At 62.0% G+C, this 15,562-nt stretch carries 11 protein-coding genes and 1 pseudogene; 2 read left to right on the top strand and 10 right to left on the bottom strand.

Going from position 1 to position 15,562, the window contains the following annotated elements; genetic code table 11:
• Window positions 1-26 precede the first annotated feature (26 nt).
• Entirely contained in the window at window positions 27-1,199 is a 1,173-nt protein-coding gene (gene zigA / locus BMW75_RS02165) for a zinc metallochaperone GTPase ZigA (RefSeq protein WP_305781737.1), read from the bottom strand.
• Between the two features lie 31 nt (window positions 1,200-1,230).
• Between zigA and BMW75_RS02160 the strand changes: the two genes are divergently transcribed.
• A complete protein-coding gene (locus BMW75_RS02160; protein ID WP_092576313.1) occupies window positions 1,231-1,449 on the top strand; it encodes a hypothetical protein in 219 nt (72 codons plus the stop codon).
• Window positions 1,450-1,653: 204 nt separating this feature from the next.
• Here the strand turns inward: BMW75_RS02160 and BMW75_RS29830 are convergent, their stop codons facing one another.
• The 5 genes and pseudogenes from BMW75_RS29830 to BMW75_RS02145 form a co-directional block, all read right to left on the bottom strand.
• Window positions 1,654-1,788 carry a hypothetical protein gene (locus BMW75_RS29830; protein ID WP_256381711.1) on the bottom strand — a complete coding sequence of 45 codons (135 nt, stop codon included), beginning with the start codon at window positions 1,786-1,788 and terminating at the stop codon, window positions 1,654-1,656.
• 318 nt (window positions 1,789-2,106) lie between these two features.
• Window positions 2,107-2,353 (bottom strand): annotated as a pseudogene (locus BMW75_RS29650) (IS3 family transposase); the annotation flags it as partial.
• Between the two features lie 7 nt (window positions 2,354-2,360).
• A complete protein-coding gene (locus BMW75_RS02155; RefSeq protein WP_092576085.1) occupies window positions 2,361-3,842 on the bottom strand; it encodes a lipase/acyltransferase domain-containing protein in 1,482 nt (493 codons plus the stop codon).
• Between the two features lie 9 nt (window positions 3,843-3,851).
• Window positions 3,852-7,508, bottom strand: coding sequence for a CHAT domain-containing protein (locus tag BMW75_RS02150; RefSeq protein WP_175493065.1), 3,657 nt, complete (start codon window positions 7,506-7,508; stop codon window positions 3,852-3,854).
• 582 nt (window positions 7,509-8,090) lie between these two features.
• The gene (locus BMW75_RS02145) at window positions 8,091-8,366 is read right to left on the bottom strand and encodes an H-NS histone family protein (protein WP_092576080.1); all 276 of its coding nucleotides are present in this window, start codon (window positions 8,364-8,366) and stop codon (window positions 8,091-8,093) included.
• Window positions 8,367-8,460: 94 nt separating this feature from the next.
• Here BMW75_RS02145 and BMW75_RS02140 point away from each other — a divergent pair, with 94 nt between their 5' ends.
• Complete coding sequence (locus tag BMW75_RS02140; RefSeq protein ID WP_092576077.1) at window positions 8,461-9,441, top strand: helix-turn-helix transcriptional regulator; 981 nt, start codon at window positions 8,461-8,463, stop codon at window positions 9,439-9,441.
• Window positions 9,442-9,458: 17 nt separating this feature from the next.
• Here the strand turns inward: BMW75_RS02140 and BMW75_RS02135 are convergent, their stop codons facing one another.
• The 4 genes from BMW75_RS02135 to BMW75_RS02120 all read right to left on the bottom strand — a co-directional run bounded on the left by BMW75_RS02135 (window position 9,459) and on the right by BMW75_RS02120 (window position 15,517).
• Window positions 9,459-10,442, bottom strand: coding sequence for a hypothetical protein (locus BMW75_RS02135; protein ID WP_076520836.1), 984 nt, complete (start codon window positions 10,440-10,442; stop codon window positions 9,459-9,461).
• Window positions 10,443-10,451: 9 nt separating this feature from the next.
• Window positions 10,452-11,234, bottom strand: a complete 783-nt coding sequence (locus BMW75_RS02130; protein ID WP_092576075.1) for a bestrophin-like domain — start codon at window positions 11,232-11,234, stop codon at window positions 10,452-10,454.
• 67 nt (window positions 11,235-11,301) lie between these two features.
• Window positions 11,302-13,809, bottom strand: a complete 2,508-nt coding sequence (locus BMW75_RS02125; RefSeq protein WP_254791916.1) for a fused MFS/spermidine synthase — start codon at window positions 13,807-13,809, stop codon at window positions 11,302-11,304.
• Window positions 13,810-13,894: 85 nt separating this feature from the next.
• Entirely contained in the window at window positions 13,895-15,517 is a 1,623-nt protein-coding gene (locus BMW75_RS02120; protein WP_092576070.1) for an arylsulfatase, read from the bottom strand.
• Window positions 15,518-15,562 lie beyond the last annotated feature (45 nt).

Genomic DNA, 15,562 nt, shown 5'->3' with positions numbered 1-15,562 from the left:
ACGCCACGCGCGGAGCGGCTAGTAGGTCAGGGCCAGTTTGGAAAGGGGTTCTTCCAGGTCTTCCAGACGTGCGGACCCTGGGCCATCTCTTGATCGGTGAGCAAACAGGCGTCAAAACGGGTTCGCAAGGCAGCCTCGTCCATATCCATGCCTATCACCACCAGCTCCTGGCGCGCGTCGCCTACGCCGTCGACCCAATTCTTTCGGATGATCGCCACGTACTCGGGGTCCTCGGGCCAACGTTCCGGGGGCATGGCAGCCCACCAGTAGCCGGCCGCCCCGTGGCGGGCCACCGCGCCGGCCTGCGACCAGGAGCCAGCCATCTCCGGATGGCTGGCCAGCCAGAAATAGCCTTTGGAACGCACAACGCCGGGCCATTCGCTCTCGACATAGGCAAAGAACCGTTCTGGATGGAAGGGGCGACGAGCCCGGTAGACAAAGCTTCGGATCCCATATTCCTCGGTTTCCGGCGTATGTTGCCCCCGCAGTTCGCGTAGCCAGCCCGGCGCCTTGGAGGCCTCATCGAAATCGAACAACCCGGTGTTCAGCACCCTGTCCAGGGGCACCTTGCCGAACTCGGCCGTTTCAATGCGGGCGCGGGGGTTGAGCTTGCGCAGGATGGCCATCAGCCGCTCGCGCTCATCGTCTGCGATCAGATCCACCTTGTTCAGCACGATGACGTCACAGAACTCGATCTGTTCGACCAGCAGGTCGACCACCGTGCGCTCATCTTCCTCGCCGAGGGATTCTCCGCGCTCCTGCAAGCTTTCGCGTGAGCTGTAGTCGCGCAGGAAGTGAAATGCGTCGACCACGGTCACCATCGTGTCCAATCGGGCAAGTTCACCCAGACAGCGCCCATCCTCGCCCTCGAACGTGAAGGTTTCCGCGACGGGCAAGGGCTCGGAAATTCCGGTGGACTCGATGACCAACTGATCGAAGCGGCCTTCGTTGGCTAGCCGTTCAACTTCGATGAGGAGGTCCTCGCGCAAGGTGCAACAGATACAGCCATTGCTCATCTCGACCAGCTTCTCGTCCGTGCGAGACAGCTCGGCGCCGCCTTCGCGTACGAGCGCGGCATCGATGTTGACCTCGGACATATCGTTGACGATCACGGCAACGCGCCGTCCCTCGCGATTGTTCAGGATGTGATTGAGCAGCGTGGTTTTCCCGGCGCCGAGAAAGCCTGAAAAGAAGAGCAAGCGGCCAGGCAAATGATGGGAAGCGAGCGAAATGATTCCTGAAACGTATGAACAGTGGCGGCACTGCATCGTCATCGAATGCGGCATTCCGCTAAGTCGAAGCTATGTGGCCGAGCGCATCGCGGCGTGGAATGACGAAGCCAGAGAAGAAACCGCGCGCTTCAGGCGGCTGTATGGTGATGCGCACTGGCGCAATGTGGCGAATTGGTTCGAACGGGCGGCTGTTGAACTAGGCTACGCGCAGGCGTGAATTGGCGGGGGTCGGTGATATAGGGTCCGGTAGGTCGATACGGACGTGCAGTTGCCGTTAGCACATTCGATATACGCATAATGTGTATTATGTAAAGTACATGGCAAGCCGAATTAACCGTATTCGCCCCAACTATTCCTTTGCGCAAAGGGGTAGCAGTATCACGTGATCAAACGCCCAGCCGTGTCCCGCCATCACCCCCTGTCACCCCCGCTCATCAGCTTCATCGGCAGCGGCAATCAGCGGATGAGCGACCAACCGCGCTTGTGCTGGTGTCAGTTCAAGCCCTGTGTTGCGCTGGATCTGCTCCTCTTGCCAATCCCACGCCATCAAGGACATTGCACCTATGTCCAAGTCTGTGCGAACTTTGACTGTCGCGGCGACCTAAAATTCTCTATGGGTTCGTAGGCCGTCATCAGGTCTGCGGAGATTCGTCCAGGTGTAGCACGATTTTCTGAAACACGGTCGCGTCTTGCCTGCCGAGGAACTCGTGATGCCCTCTTCCAGAGACCGTTAAGCCCTTCTTCGAAAGCCTTCCGGATATAACTCAGGGCATCGCGCGTACGCACTTCTTCGTGGGTTCGGGTCGTCCCCGTGATGTATCGCGGAGACGAATAAGCATCTGTAATGTGAGTCTGTTCGTGATGGCCTTGCAGCTGGCGACTGTTGTTCGTCAAAGTCGTGCCAGCGCCTTGGGTTGAAGAACATCTCGATGCAGTACGTGCTGCCTTGCTTCGTTGCGGATTGTATAGATTTTCCAGCGGATCCGTTCCCGCTTTAGCCGTTCGAAGAATCGCTCGCCGACGGCGCTATAGTGGCAGTTTCCACGCCGGCTCATGCTCTGCCCCAGATTGCACACTTGTAGGAAGTCCCGCCAGTGATAGTCGCTGGGTTGACTTCCCCTCGTCCGTTCAGGGCGACGAGGCATTGAGCACCACGCAGACGTCCTCCACCGTCCTTGATGAGAGCCCGCCCATGTCGACCAGCTCCACCACCACTCGGTACGTGCCTGCCGGTAGCTTGCCGATTTCTGCATCGTAAGTGCCATCTTTCGCCTGCAGCGCGCGCGGCGAGATCACAATTTTCCTAGAATACGCATCTTCGACGCGTGCAGACACTTGCGGTCGTCCGACAGCACCGCTATAGGTTCCGGCAAACCTGATGGTCTCGCTGGTCGAATAGGCGCCGCGAAGGCTCATCCCGAGTGGATTATCGCCCCTGAAGTTTTTCCAATCGATCTGGCCCGCCCGGATGACCCCGGCGATCTGCGTCAACACCTCTTTCGAGCTCTGCAACGACGAGTGCGTCTTTGAGACAAATAGCTCGCGCTGCTTCCCGGAGAGCTCCAGTGGCACGGCTGAGGGGACGGGTACGGTGCCGTCGCCGTCGCTATTCTGTCCCTTCAACAGTGTGCTGAACTGGAGACTGCGGCCAACGAGGGAAGCGCCTTGTGTCGTTGCTTGCGACCTTCCGACGATGGGCAGAATGACATAACCGCTGTGGTGGTAGTCCTCGAGCTTTTGATTGGCAGATTGGGCGTCCCGGATCTCGTCGTGGAATCGCTGCGCCGCCGCTACGCGAGCCACATCAATGTGATCGAGAGAGATTTCGCCGACACGTAGTAGACGCCCGTCGGGTGACTCGATACAGGGATAGGTCGGCAGGAGCTGGTAGACAGAAGTGAACGAACGGAACAGGTTCGAAAGATTTGCGAACTCAATGGGCCCCGCTGTCAACTCGATGCCATTTGCCAGCGTCGACAGTGCATTGAGAGAACCGCGGTAGGGCGTTCCGAAGGTGATCAACAGGCGTGAGCAGCGCCAGCCTTCCAGACACTCGAGGAAGTAGCGTGAAATCAGACCGCCCATAGAATGGGCTAGCAGGACGATCCTAGCGGAGGCATTGCCGGAGGTCGTACGCCAGCGGTGCAGCCACTCGCCGGAGAGCTTCGCAAGCTGCCGCGCAGCAACGCGGTTATCGCGGCGCCAGTCGTAGGGAAATTCGAAGTAGTTGAGTCCAGGCTGAAGGCCTTCTCTCTGCACTAGCATGGAGGAGATCTCCGAATAGCCGTCAATCTTCCACAGGCCGGGGATCAAATGGACATCTCTGACCAGGCCGTTTGCAGTAACGTCATCGCCCAAGGCGGTCGCATTCGGATCGTCGCTCCCGAGTGTCAGAGCATCAAGGCTCTTGCCGAGTGACAGGAGCGCCCGGCCGACCCCACTCGAGGAAGGAGCCCAAACATCCTTTCCGCGTACCGACAGGGTGCTTCCAGCGATACCGGGGATCAAAATAAAAAGGTCGGACCCTCGTGGTTGTGCGAAGGTCTTTGGCGTCGATATGATAATCGTCGCGCCCGCGACGCCAGAAAGGAAAGATCGTCTGTTGAGCATAGGGAGTAATCAGCGCGAAGTGGCCGTGACAACAAAGGGAGCCCAGTAACGCGGCTCGGTTGCCTTCGGCCCGCTTATGAAGGTGCGCTGAGTTTCCGCCAGCGCTTCGGCGAAGGTGAGTCGAGGGACTCGGGTGAGATTGCTGTAAAACGTCCGCATAAAGTCAGCTGTGGAGGCATCGGCCACTCGCCATAGGGTTCCAACCACGGCCTTGCTCCCACTCATATCGTGCAGGCGACGCGCCGCACTTTCGACGCGTGATTCACTCTCGATCAGTAGCGGCACGCCGGTGTTACATGCCGAAAGAACTAGAAGTTCTACATCCTCGAAGTTGAAGCCGCTCTCCAAGTCAGGTAAGAATATGCGATCGCCATTGCCGGCGAGCAAGTATGAGTCTTTCTCGGTCTCGCCGAGTACGAAATGGGTGGCGAAATGTACGACATTGGTTCGCGAGCGCAGGGCCGTGCGCAGGTTGTCTCGAGTAAATTCCTTATCCAGCCAGCGCTCTCCACTTAGCGCGCCGTCCGATTCGCCCATGCGACGGACGACAGACTTCAGCTCTGTCTCGACGCCGGGCAGCGGATCAAGGTTTCCGACTTGCATTGACACACCGAAGGCCGCGGCGCGCCAATGATCCGGCCTTCCCCCCTCGCTTCTGACCGCGGGCGCCGGGGTGAGCAGCGCGACCGCCATCTCTTCTATCAGGTACTGGTTGCCGGTGTGCAGTGCGCCGATTGGCAGATAGCTCAAACTGCGGTCCAGCGAAACCAAGAGCGTCTTGATGCCCAACTGGCGAAGTTCTGCCATGCTTTCGCCCAAAAGATTCGTATACAGGATTTGGCCCAGCTCAGTTGCCTCCTTGCTGTCATTGAGCAAGGCTTGGCGGTACTTGGCAACCAAGGTGGTGAGCTCATCGGCCCTGATTTCCCAGCGACTGAATGAACGGCCACTGGCGGTAACGACAATGACGGTGGTCCGCTCCGGAAGAACGAACGTCAATATCGCCGCGGCCGGCGCGCCGGCTGCCTCCGCAGCCGCCAACTGATCGCGCAAGGCATTGGACAGGGCTAGGCGTGGGTCTTCACGGGCATGGAACGCGACCACCTCGGTCGAGCTTTTCCATTCGGACATCGACGCGGAGATCTGGGTCACCTCCTGTTTGAAGCGGACGTACGCTTCTTCGTACTGCTGATTAAGTGCCTGCCACTCCGCCGATTCACGTTGCCCTATCAGTTCTCTGCGCCTAGCGGAGGCAAGAAGAATTCCCTGGCGAGAATTCGCCAATTTCTGCGTGACTGCCTCGCCACCGCTGACCTCGGGAAGTTGGGCTGTTGATCTCACTCCAGCTCGTAATCCGCGGACGTATTCGGTCGTTTTGAAGTCGTCAAGCATTGACAACACGCTTTCGGCTTCGGCTAGGCGACCCATCGCCACGAACAGGTCTGCCAACCACCTGTAGCGGTCTTCGTGCACGCGGAGAAAGCACTCCCGGACGTCGTGCGGAAGATCACCCAGGTACAGCCGTGCGCTCTGCAGGAGATTGACCGAGCGAATCGCATAGTAGAGCGCTGGCTGGAACGCTTTTAAATCGTAGAGCTTGCGACTAGCATCGCCATAGACGCAAGAGCGCCCGAGCAGTCTGAAATAGGGAAGACCTTGCTCGAACTGGAGGTCGAAGTAAGTCGCTTTGAATTCGGCCGCCAGTATGTGATAGCGAACGGCGTCGCGCTTGTCGTCGAAAACAGTGGCGAAGGTGGCTAGCGCCTCCGCCTTCGCGAGCATCTGATCGAGGCCACGGGTTTGATGCAATTCGGCATTGAAATTGCGAGCCATCTGCTCATACGCAGGACCGAGGACCATATCGATGGTTGCATCTGGGTTGATCCTTTTGGCTTTGGCCAATGCATTGCGCAGAACGGTATAGCCCCAATCTTTCGGTGCCGTGGACTTCGACAGCGCGGCACGGAACGCCCAGTAGATGGCTTCATGCTTGGTATGCGGACTTTTTGCAAGGTGACGCCCGAGCGCCTCTTGCGCCTCCGGATGGCCTCCTTCAGCCGCGCTGCGAAACAGTCTGATAGCACGCTGCTGATCTCGCAGGCCAATCGGGCCGGTAGCATAGATCGAAGCCAGTCCCGCAATTGCCGACGCATGGTTTTGCAGTGCCGATATGTAATACCAGCGGAGCTCGTCAAGCCCCGTGTCCTCCACCGTTTTAGGGGGCACTGAGAGGATTGCAAGGTTGCGCTGCGCCTGAACGTTGCCTCGCAATGCGGCTTGCCTCATTTGCCGCGAGGCGATCGACTCGTTTTCCAGGCGTTCGATCCGGCTTTCATATTCCGCGTTGAGTCTCAAGTGAGCGGAGTGGTTCAGTGCCACGTCGTCGTTGAACCTGACGCCGACCGCGATCCAGCGCTCGATTTCCTCCTGCATGTCGGTTCCAGGCTCCTTTAAGCGCGCGCAAAGCATCAGTTGCCAAAAGAAGGAAAAGCCGTTGTCGTAGTATGCGCGAAGCTGTTCCTCACTCTTGACATACCGGAATATCGAGCATGAATAGTCGCTTACGACCGCCGTGAACAAGCGGTTCATCGGAGTGTCTGTCCGGAACTGGGATAGGAGTTGTGGCCACGTATCGCGGATCTCGTCCAGCAGTGCGAAGGCTTGCGGATGCAGATCGGACAGAAGATAGAACTCGAACAGGTGCACTAGGGCAGCCGGGTTATGGCGCGTCGCCTGGAATGCCGTCACCAAGTCGTGCAGACTGCGCGAGCCGCGGCGAAGGTCTTCGAACAGGGAAACTATCTCTGCTTGCTGACGAGGAGATAGCTCCGCATTGCGGCGAACGCGGCCGAGGGTGGGCTCAAGCGAGGGGTTATACGTGGCGCAGGAGCGTAGCAGGTCTTGAAGCGTGACATCCCGCGTTTCATAACTTTCAACGACGGTGCGCAATCGTGCAGGCCAGCTGGACATATCTATGCCGGTCGAATCCGTCTTCGCGATAATCGCCAGCCGGACCATTGACCAATCGTCTCCCAGCTCCGCCGCGCGAAGATACCAACGGGTCGCCTTCGACATGTTGATCGGCACCCCCATCCCGCGTTCGTAGGCGAACCCAACCGCTGCCGCGCCGAGGTAGTAGCCATGCTCTGCGGCGCGCCAATACAGGTCGAATGCGCGCCGTTTGGCAGCCGGCTTGGTTGAACCGCTTTCTTGCAGAAATCCCAAGCTAACGAGGGCGGCGGGATCGCCGCGCGCGCTGGCCTTTTCGAAGTATTGCCGAGGGGCCTCCTCGTTGGCCTTTTTTAGGACATCACTGCTCATGAAGAACCCGAGTTGCGTGAATGCCGTCGGGACTCCCGCTGTTGCTGCGGCTTTCAATAGCTTTTCGGCTTGAACCGTCTTGCCCTGCTTTGCAAGCGCACGTGCCAGATGGACCGATCGCACCGTACTACGGCCCCGGTCTGGGGCACAAGCGGCCACGGCACGGTCTGCGTCCAATTCCAGCCAACGGACTCCAGATGAGCCGGACACGGGCGCTGCTAGCCTCGCGCATTCATCTTCGAGGGTAGATGTTGCGATCGGCTGGGCTGCAGCTGCTAGGCTACAAGCACTGACTGCCGCGATATAAACGATGGCCGCTCGGCTGGCACGCAGTGTAGGAAGCATGGCGCTCGCTCCTCCTGCTGGAGAGACAGGCTTGGCTTTTGCAAGACATGTGCCAGAGCAGTATGCCCGCATTGGCCGTCAGCACATAATTCGACCGATTTGATTGGGCCTTGGTGCGCAACTAAGCAACAGGCGTCGTCACTAATGGGGAGCGGCCACGACAGGTCGCAGATGTCGCCCTCCAGCATTGGTGGAGGTTAAATAGCTTCGCACTGCAATCAGCGTTGCATAATTCCAACTGCATTCCTTTTTAATTCAGAATGAACGAGGTTTTCAATCCCCTATATAGAGGATTGCGCGACTGCGCTGATAGTGGCACTGACCGTCTGAAGCCACAGCATCGCTTCTAAGAGGCAATTGCCTTAGCGAGTTCGCTATTCAGTGAACTGATTTATGCAAAGGAAACGCCGACCGCAACGCTTCGACAAGACGCCTCTCCCGGCTGGCACGTCGCGCGTCGTCCAGGCAGCCAAGGCAGCAGACACAAGCCGTTACTGACTTATCTGCCCAACGGGGCTCATGATGGCACCGTAATCGGTCGCGTTTCTGGAAACGCCGCACACCCGCAACTCCCTGAACGACTCAGACCACAAGGAAACGTTTGCGGTCTTGCCCTCGTATCCAGTTCGGCGGCCTGCCGATGCCGTTCCATGTCTGTCCCGTTTCGGGATGGCGATACCGCACCAAATCGGAAAGATCAGGGCCGAACAACTGACCTTGCGTGATTCCGTATTCCCGAATTTTCTGGCGAATGTCCGCCACTAGCAGCTGCAACGCCTGACGGCGCAAGTGTTCTGCCTCGACTTCGAGGCTGCGTATGCGCTCCTTGACCTGCCAGTAGTCTTGGTCTTGCTTCATGGATTCACCCGGTCTGAAGTTTGCAATCATTAAGAGAACCCGCCCCGTCTGTGGGGGGTTATCCGAAAAGCGAATTCTCCGAGGAGTTTTTGCAATGCCGATTCAAGCCGTCTACATGCAGCACGTCTATGCGGGGCTCGAGCCTTTGCAGGCTTTCGATGTCGTGTACGGCGGCAGCTTCGAGCACCGATTGATCTCGTCCAAGCTCGCGGAAATGGAGCATCAGCGATTGACGCTTGGCGAAGTGCGGCTGGAGACAGGCCGCTACGAATTCCCCGTGATCGCCCATGGCACCATGCCCACGGACGGGATCTGCATCGGATTCATGGCGGAAGGCGGCGAATGGACCCGCTGCAATACGGCCGCGATCCACTCCGAAGAGATACAGATCTATCCGGAAGGCATCGAGCTTCTGTATCACGCCAGCGGACACTCCCGCTGGGTGAACTTCACGGCGCCCGAAGGACGCATGCAGCAGATCGCGATTGCGCGTACGGGCCGGCCCTTGCGGCTGCGCAGGCATGGGCTGCATTCGATACATCTGCGCCGGGGCGGACGGCTGGCGTTGACCACGCTCACGAGCGATGCGCTGGGGCTGGCGCGGCGGCTTCAGGCCGATGGCGGCATGGCGCCGGCGCTGGCCGAAGAGGTGTGCGAGTCGTTGCTGACAGGCTACGTGGACGCCCTCTCCGCGGCGGCGCCGCCGGGCAAACCGGAAAAAATGGCCGTGGAACAACGCCATTACCATTTGATCGCTGCGTGCGAACGGCTGGTCCTGTCTGGCGAAGCCACCGACGTCGCGCTGACGGACGTGGCCCGGCGCAGCGGCTACACCCTGCGCTCGCTCGAGATGATTTTTCGCCGCAGCGTCGGCATGCCGCCCGGGCGGTGGTTCATGACGGCGCGGCTGAACGGCGCATTGCGCGATCTGCTGACTTGCGGCCCCGACGCCACGGTCTCCGACATCGCCTTGAAGTGGGGTTTTCGGCACATGTCGCGCTTTGCCGAGTACTACCGCAACACGTTCGGCGAGTTGCCCAGCGCCACCCTCGCCCGCTCGAGCCCCCGGCCCTGATTCTGTAGCCCCGTCCATCAGAAGCTCACCGCCAGCCCGACCGAGAAGCCGGACACGTTGTTGCCGAACACGTAGCGGCCCACCAGGCGCGTGCGGGTGATGAACAGGTTGTAGGCGCTTGAATCCAGTTCCAGGCCCGCGCCCACGGAAGTGAGGCGGTCAAACCCGAGGATTCCCTTTTGATCGCCCAGGAATTCGGAGTGGGTCAGTTCCAGCACGTAGCGCAGCGGCCGCTGCAGCGCGACGATGCCGGTGGGCGCCCGATAGCGCGCCCATAGATTGGCGGATTGCGCGATGGCATTGCCGCTTACCGCCGCGGAGCTGTCGAAGCTGCTCAGGCGGATATCGGAATAGCGCAATTCCACGTCCACCTCGTAGCCCGGCCGGTAGTGTTCGTAATCCAGCATGATGGAACCCCCCAGCCCATACGCGTTCAGGGAGCCCCGGTCCAGGAAGTCGACATCCCTGCCGGTGCGCTGCCCTACATACCAGCTTGCGGCGCGCAGGTCGCTGGTCACATTGCCCAGCGCGATGTTGAAGATGGGACGCAGCTTGAGTTCATCGGTCAGCTTGAAATCCCAGCCGATGCCTCCCGTGGCCGAGACGCTGTTCCATTTGGCGGGGATGCGCCGCGTTTCGGCGCCCTGCGAGGCGACGAAGGTCGGATCGTATCGGCTGCCGGCCAGCACGCCTTCCAGATAGATGGGTACGGAATCGGAAATCGTGTCCCCTCCCCCCAGCTGCGTCATGAAGAACTGGGTGGATCCCGAGGTCGAACCCCCGCCGCTGCCGATGTTGAGCGAGCTGGTCGTGATGTCGGGAACAATGGAGAACGACATCAGCGCCAGCACGCCGTTGGCGCGCTTCTGCAGGTCGTCATTGCTCAGGCGCACGCCCTCCTGGGCCCAGGCGGCGGCTGGCGCGCCGCACGCCGCCGCCAGCGTCCATGCCCCGAAACCTACGGCTGCCCGCTGCGCCAAGCGCTCGCCACCGGTGGCCATGGGCTTCTCCTAGCGCGTGCCGCCGTCGGGATCGACCATGGATTGCCGCTGCGACAGCAGCAAGGCATCGCTCTGGTCGATGCGTATCGTGCCGATACGGGGAAACTCGAAATCGATGATGATGTACAGGGCCGCCGTCATGACGACGGCGTACACCACCTGGTGCAGTAACGTCCCGCGCTTGGAAGCGCCGAGGTTCAGGCCGACCAGGCCGGCCGCCACCAGGGTCAGGAAACCCAGGAAGGCGTAGGTCGCCACGGGAGGATGCACTTTCTGCGCCACGGTCTGGGCGGTGGCGACATCGAACATTTCGTTGACCGCGCCGACGTAGGACGCGGCAAAGGGCGGCAGGCTAGCGCGCGCGGCCTGCATCGACGTGCCCCAGATTTCCTTTTGCAGCGCCCCGACGCGGCCGGCGACGACGTCGCGCTGCGCCACATCGGCCACGCTGCGATAGTAGTTGATGCGCTCGTCGACATAGCGGCGGAATTGATCGCGCAGACGCGGCTGGTCGGCCGCGTTGACCATGTCGATGCGCAGCCACGCCGTCCCGATGGCGTTGACCTCCTGGACCAGCAGATCGCGGCGGTCGGCCATCCGCTGGGCGGCGCCCGAGAACGTGAAGGCCACCAGCAAACCCAGCAGCGCGAAGACCGAGCCTTCGATGATGGAGACGCCCGAGGCGCCCTTCTCCTCGTTGCGTCGGCCCACCCATTTCCCGAGCTGCATGGCCGCCAGCAGCAATACGAAGAACGCGACTGCCAATCCGGCAAGAAGAAGCGAGTAGTTCATTCGGTCACCCGGTGCATCGTGATGGTTAACGGCGCAGGTTGCTGCTGGCGCCAGCCCTTTGGATTGCTCATCTGGTGTCGGTCCCTGCCATGAACCAGCGCAGATAGGGATTGTCCCGAGCCCGGTGCGCCAACGCGTCCGCATGCCGGCCCCACTCCTGCCGGTCCCCGCGGTAGGCGGCCAACGCGCTCCGATAGAACAGATCGAGAACGGCGCGTTCCTGCTTGATTTCGGAGAACAGCGCCGGGGCGCCGCCGCCCAGTGGCGGTTCCCCGCGCAGCGCCAGCAAGGCGGGCAGCGTATGCACGATCTCGCGCGGCCGGACCCAGGCGGCGTACTCGATGGCGGGACGATCGTCCGTTACGGGCGGTGTTTGCCCCGCAAAGCGCGCCAAACCTTCCCTGTCCGTCACCCACGTCGCCAGCAGCGCGGCGGGCGAACCGACGCCAACGTCCGCAAGGGCCTGGCGTAGCCGCGGGTCGGCCATGCGCCCTGCTATCCGCGCCGCGTCCAGGGGCATTGGCTGCAGGGAGCCGACCAGCAGCATCTCGTGCAATTCCGTCGTCCACAGCGTGGCATGGGGAAACACGGCGATGAAGCTGGCCACCAGTGCCCGGGTGTCGTCCAGGTTCTGCGTGGGAAGCGGCAGCCACTGCGCAACCACCCCTTGAGGATTCAGGCGCGTGGCCGCCAGTTCATAAAAATCCTGCGAATAGAGGTTGACCACGCCCGCGGCCGAGGGCGGCGGCGGTTCAAGCGTGATCAGGTCATAGCGCTCCTGGCTGGTGAGCAATTCGCGCCGTCCGTCGCGCAGACGGCGATCCAGGCCCGGATCGACTGCCGCGTCATAGCTGCCTTTGAACAGCGCGCCGGCCCGCAGGACGCCGGGCAGCAATTCCGCGACCACGCGCCGTTCCAGGCCCGGGTATCGCGACAAAGCCCCGGCCGTGATGCCTGTCCCATAGCCGATTACCAGCGCGGAGCGCGGTTCGCCCGCGTGGACGACGAGCGGCAGCAACGCCTGCAGCCGCATATAGCGCAGCGACGGCATGGCGTCGCCGGAGTTGGAAACGCCCTGGATGTAGAGCCGCCGGAACCGCTGCTCGCCTTCGCCTCGTTCCACGACCGCGACCGTGCCTCCCCGGCTTTCGTCGTAAAAGACCAGCTTGCCGTCTTTGGCCCCCGGCAGCCGCCGCGCCAGGTGATCCGCCGGCAGCGCCCAACCCAGGATCAGCACGGCGCCAAACAGGGCAACCGCCACCGCGCGGGTCATCGGCTCGCCGGTGCGCCAGACCGCCGCGATGCCGACGGCGCAGGCGGCTGCGGCCAGGACGGCGAGCGCGTGCACCGTGCCCAGGCGCGGCAACAGGACGAATGCCACAAGCAGGGTGCCGGCGATCCCGCCCAGCGTATTTCCCGCCAGGACCAGCCCCGCGCCCTGCCCTCGGCGGTCGGCAGGAACCGCGATGCGCAGCACGGCCGGAAAGGCCGCGCCGAGCAGCAGGGTCGGCAACAGCACTACCCAGGAGGCGACGACCGCGAACCGGGCGCTCATGCCGGCCAGGCCGCTGTCGCTCCATTGCCGCACCGCGGCCTCGGCCATCGACTGGGCATCGATGAGCCATGGGCCCAGCAGCACCACTTCCAACAGCGCCACCAGACCCGCGCCGGCGATCAGCAGCGCAAATACCCGCCAGGGGTCGCGCAGGCGATGCTCCCAGCGCGCGTATAACGCCGCGCCCAGCGCCAGTCCGGCCAGATAGACGGCCAGCACCACCGAGAACGCGAAAGCCCGGGTGCTCATGAAAGGCACCACCATCTGGGACCACAGCACTTCATAGCCCATCGCGATGGCGCCCGCCGCGCTGTACAGCCCGATGGCCAGCCAGGCTTCGCCCGACAAGGCCCGGGCAGGCGCGGTGGACGGGGCGCGCGGCGCGGGGGCCGGCGCGCGGCGCTGCAGCGCCCAGGCGCCGGCCGCGGCCGCAAGATTCAAGACGGCCGCGGCGCACGCCGTGCGCCCGACGCCGTAGGCGGGAATCAGCACGAAGGCAGGCAGCAGCGCGCCGGCAATGGCGCCCGCGGTATTGGCGGCATACAGAATTCCGCCGGCCCTGCCGACCTGGGCCGCGCCGCAGGCCCGCAACAGCACGGGCAGCGTCCCGCCCATCAGCATCGGCGGGATGGCCACCACGGCAAGCAGCGTCAGCCAGGCCCCCCAGGACCAGGCCTGTTCGGCGCGCGCAAACTGCGCCGCGCCATGCGAGAGCGCCCAGGTCACCCCCAGGGCAAGCAAGGCCACGCCCAGTTCGATGCCCGCATACAGCCGCAAGGGGTTGGCGCTGCGGTCAGCCACGCGTCCCAGCCAGGCGCTGCCCACGGCCAGGCCGAAAAAGAAGGCGCTGACGGCAAGGGCGATCGCATGAACTTCCACGCCCACGATCAAGGAGAGCTGTTTGATCCACAGAATCTGGAAGATCAGGGCAGCCATGCCGGAAACGACCAGCAGGACCGCCGGCGCCCACAGGCGGCCGCCCGCCCTCGCCCGCGCGCCGGCCGTTGCGTGGACCGGCATCTTTCGCACCGAAGCGTTCATAACCCCTCTGCCCTTCAACGTTGGCGATGCGCGGCGGCGGACATGACCGCCGCCGCGCCCCGTCCTACTTGGCCTGCTTCTTGGCCGCCTCTTCGAACTGCTTTTCGATCGCGCGATCCACTTCTTCCTGGACCTGGTCCACGCTGAACGTGGCAGGCCGCTGGCTGGGCGGATACTCGATGAACGTCTTGAGGAACTCCCCGGCCTTCATCGACGCAATGAGCGGCAGGTAATCGTTCTTCACGAGCCAGTCGTAATACTGGTTGGAGACGACATCCGCGCGTTCATAGGGGTCCATGCGCAGGTTGAAGAGCTTGGGCACACGCAGGCACACGAACGGGTCTTTCCACACCGCGAACCCGCCGGGCGCCTGCTGCTCGCAAAAGACCGCCTTCCAGTTCTGATACCGCATCGCGACCAACATGCCGTCGTCGTTGAAGTAAAAGAAGTCTTCCCGCGCGCTGTCGGGTGCCTTGCCTGTCAGGTAATCAAGCTGGTTGTAGCCGTCGAGGTGCACCTTGTAGCTCCGGCCGGCCCCGTCGGGGGTCCAGCCTTTCAGCAGGCGCTGTTTGACGTCCTGGTCCCCGATTGCCGCGAGCAGCGTGGGAAACCAGTCGAGCCCCGACACAATGCCCGTCTTGACTTCGCCGGCGGGAATGTGACCCGGCCAACGTATCATCGCAGGCACCCGGTACGCCCCTTCCCAGTTCGAGTTCTTCTCGTTGCGGAACGGCGTCGTGGCAGCGTCCGGCCAACTGAACTGATTGGGTCCGTTGTCGGTGGTGTAGATCACGATGGTGTTGTCCGCGATCCCCAGGTCGTCGAGCTTTTTCAACAGCTTGCCCACGTCCTGGTCATGCTCCCACATGCCGTCGGCATAGTCGTTGCCGGGCATGCCGCTCTTGCCTCGATGCTCCGGGCGGATATGGGTGTAGACGTGCATGCGGGTCGTGTTCATCCAGAGGAAGAACGGCTTCTCGGCCTTGCCGTGCTTGTCCAGGTAGTCCAGCGCCGCGCCCACGGTCTCATCGTCGATGGTTTCCATGCGTTTGGCGGTGAGCGCGCCGGTATCCTCGATCTTCCCGTCGGCACTGGCCTTGATGACCCCGCGCGGCTGATAGCTCTTGATGATGGGGTCGTTGGAGTTCTTGGGCCAATACGGGCGCTCGGGCTCTTCCTCGGCATTCAGGTGATAGAGATTGCCGAAGAATTGATCGAAGCCGTGCTTGGTGGGCAGAAACTCGTCCCGGTCGCCCAGGTGATTCTTGCCGAACTGCGCCGTGGCGTAGCCGTGCGATTTCAGCGCCTGTGCGATCGTGATGTCACGGTCCTGCAGGCCGACCGGCGCGCCGGGCATACCCACCTTGGAAAGTCCCGTGCGACGCGCGACCTGACCGGTGATGAACGTCGAGCGGCCTGCCGTGCAACTGTTCTCGGCATAGTAGTCCGTGAATATCAGCCCTTCCTTGGCGATGCGGTCGATATTCGGCGTGGTGTAACCGACCACGCCCTTGCCATAGGCGCTGATGTTCGTCTGACCGACATCATCGCCGAATATGACGAGTATGTTGGGCTTCTTGCCGGACTCCTGGGCTTTGGGCGGCGCGCTCTGGGCATGGACCCCGCCCGCCAGCGCGAGGCTGCTGGCGACCATCAAGGCCGCTCCCCACCATCGTCTTGCTTTCATCGCTGCTCTCCTTGCCCGCGCACGGGCACCTAGTCAACAGAAACA

The sequence above is a fragment of the Achromobacter sp. NFACC18-2 genome (genome assembly GCF_900108985.1).
Classification (GTDB): domain Bacteria; phylum Pseudomonadota; class Gammaproteobacteria; order Burkholderiales; family Burkholderiaceae_B; genus Achromobacter.
The sequence above is the reverse complement of the archived record's forward strand: the minus strand, read 5'-3'. Positions and strand labels throughout refer to the sequence as shown.